Origin of the sequence: Actinoplanes utahensis (assembly GCF_016862455.1) — a bacterium.
Lineage (GTDB): Bacteria > Actinomycetota > Actinomycetes > Mycobacteriales > Micromonosporaceae > Actinoplanes > Actinoplanes utahensis.
Map to the genome: position 1 here is coordinate 1 of NZ_BOMZ01000064.1, position 2,617 is coordinate 2,617.

Here is a 2,617-nt window from a genome sequence, read left to right on the forward strand (position 1 = left end):
TCCCGGGCCGCTTCGTCACCCAGCCCCGGCTCGTCACCCCGGCCCGCCCCGGGAACGGGAGCCGCTTCCCGGAACGTCCCGGCGATGACCGTCCCGGTCGCCGTCAACAACGTCAGCCCGGCCTCTGCCCGGGCCTCCGCGCCGGCTTCGGCTCCGTCCTCTGGTTCGGGCCCGACCTCCGGTTCCGCTCCGGCTTCCGGTTCCGGTTCGGCCTCCGCTTCGGGTTCGGCCCCTGGTTCGGCCCCGGCTTCCGGTTCCGCTTCGGGTCCGGGCTCCGGTTCGGCGTCCGCTCCGGTCTCCGCGGCCGTGACGCCGCCGGTGAATGCGCGGTCCACGGCGATCCTGCCGTCCGCTGACGCTCCGACCACCCCGCGTGCCCCGGTGGTCGGCCGGGTGGCGTCCCGGGCGTCCGGGCGGGCTGCCGCCACGCCCACTCCCACGTCCCCGCCGCCGCGGCGACCGGCGCCGACCGGCAAGGAACTGGCGAAACGCCGGCGCAGCAGGCGGCGCCTGATCTTCGGGATCGCCGCGATCCTGCTGACCGCGATCCTGATCGCGGCCGGTGTGGCCTACGCGCAGTACCGCGAGGGGTCCGGCACGGGCCAGGTCGCGCAGCCGTCGGGCAGTACGAAGGTGAGCGCCGAGCCCGCCCCCCTCGCCGCCGACGAGCAGTGCACCGACCAGATCAAGAGCAACAAGCGCTGGGTCTGCCTCACCTCCGCGGTGATCACCGGCGGCAAGCTGACCGTCGACTACGAGGCCGACTGGGGCGGTTCCACCCCGGACGCGACGGGCGGCTACCACCTGCACGTCTGGGGCGGCAGTGGCGGCGACGATCACGACATGGGCTCGCATGTGCCCAGGAGCGAACGCGGCGAGTGGTACGTGGTGGACCGCGACCCGTCCGTCCTGGACGTGAGCGACGACCGGTTCATCAACGCGATCGGCGACGCGCAGAAGGTGTGCGCCCGGATCGCCCTCGCCGGGCACGGCCTGGTCAAGGACGGCAAGTCCGGCTACCAGACCGGCAACTGCGTCAAGATCACCCGCCGCTGAGGTCCCTCCGGTGGGCTCGCCCGAACGGTCAGTCCCGTGCCGTTCCGGGGGCGCGCCGGGCCGGTGAAGCCATGGCGCCGCATCGATTCTAGATCGTCCGGTACCAGCAGCTTCCGCTCCTGGTGCCCATCGTTTCCGAGGCGCCGGGGGCCGAGTGGCGCATGGGTTCCTCTGTCCGGTCCGGATCAGCGACCGTCCGCGCCATGGCTCACCCGGGTAAATGTCGGTACTTTCGGTAATTATCGAGATTCGCTCAGTGATATCAGAGAGGGCCGTCGCATGGCCGGAGACGAGCCGCTCGGTCGCGAATACCTCCTCCACGAGGAGATCGGCAGGGGCGCCTCGGCGGTGGTCCGGCGGGCCACGAGCCGTCACGGTGGGCCGCCGCTCGCGGCCAAAGTGCTTCACGCGGGGTACGCCGGGGACCGTCGCGTCCGCAACCTGATCCTCCGCGAGGAGGCCGCCCTGCGCGACCTGCACCACGAATCCATCGTGTCCCTCCGTGACCTGGTCGTGGAGGGTGGCCGGATCACACTGGTCACCGAGTACGTCGACGGCCCCAACCTGCGGCAGCACCTGACCGCGCGCGGCGGCCGGCTGTCCACCGCCGAGGCCGGGGCGATCGGCGCGCGGGTCGCGGCCGCACTCGCCGCCGCTCACGCGCAGGGCGTCGTCCACCTCGACCTCAAGCCGGAGAACGTCCTCATCGGCCCGGACACCGTCAAGATCACTGACTTCGGGGTGGCGGCGCTGCTCTCCGACGCCCAGCCGCTCGCCACCGGCGGCACCCCCGGTTACATCGCCCCGGAACTGATCACCGGCGGCACTGCCACCGCAGCCGCCGACGTGTACGCCCTCGGCATCCTGCTCACCGAAATGATCACCGGCAGCATCCCGGAGGGCCCGCCCGGCCCCGACGCCCCACCCCTGATCCACCACTGCCTGGCCACCGATCCCCGCGACCGCCCCTCAGCCCGCGCCGTCGCCGCCCAGCTCCGCGCCGCCGTCGGCACCCCACCTCCGGTTCCGGCTGCCCCACTCCGCGCTGCCGCCGCCGTCCCGCTTCCGATCCCCGCCGCCCCGTCGCCCGCCGCCGTTCCGCCTCCTGTTCCCTTCGCACCGCCCACTGCCGTTCCGCTTCCGGCTTCCGCCGCCTCGCCCGCCGCCGTTCCGCTTCCGGCTTCCGCCGCCCCGCCCACTGCCGTTCCGCTTCCGGGTTTCGTCGCGCCACCCGCCGCCGTTCCGCTTCCGGGTTTCGTCGCGCCACCCGCCGCCGTTCCGCCTTTGGTTCGCGCCGTCCCGCCCGCCGACGCCCCACCGCCCGCCGGCGCCCCACCGCCCGCCGCCCCACCGCGTGCCGACGTCCGGCCACCGGCCGCCGCCCCGCACTTTCCTCCCGTCGCCCCGTGCCAACCCGTGGACGGTCCGCCGTCGGTCACCGTGGCGTCGCCTTTCGCAAGCACATGGCCTATCCCGCCCGGCGCTTGCCCTCCGAACTCACCTCGTTTCACCCGGCGCCATGAGCCGGACACCGCGCGCCTGGATCTGCCCGCGGCAGTGC

3 protein-coding genes are annotated in these 2,617 nt (G+C 73.7%); 2 read left to right on the forward strand and 1 reads right to left on the reverse strand.

Going from position 1 to position 2,617, the window contains the following annotated elements; all coding sequences use genetic code 11:
• Nucleotides 1-335 (reverse strand): hypothetical protein (locus Aut01nite_RS22955; protein ID WP_204037647.1); only part of this gene is annotated, 335 nt, incomplete at its 3' end.
• Between Aut01nite_RS22955 and Aut01nite_RS22960 the strand changes: the two genes are divergently transcribed.
• Both Aut01nite_RS22960 and Aut01nite_RS43685 read left to right on the forward strand, forming a co-directional pair.
• Nucleotides 319-1,056, forward strand: a complete 738-nt coding sequence (locus Aut01nite_RS22960) for a hypothetical protein (RefSeq protein WP_152629176.1) — start codon at nt 319-321, stop codon at nt 1,054-1,056. The genes Aut01nite_RS22955 and Aut01nite_RS22960 overlap by 17 nt on opposite strands.
• 279 nt (nt 1,057-1,335) lie before the next feature.
• On the forward strand, nt 1,336-2,617 hold a 1,282-nt coding region (locus Aut01nite_RS43685), incomplete at its 3' end, for a serine/threonine-protein kinase (RefSeq protein WP_239124612.1).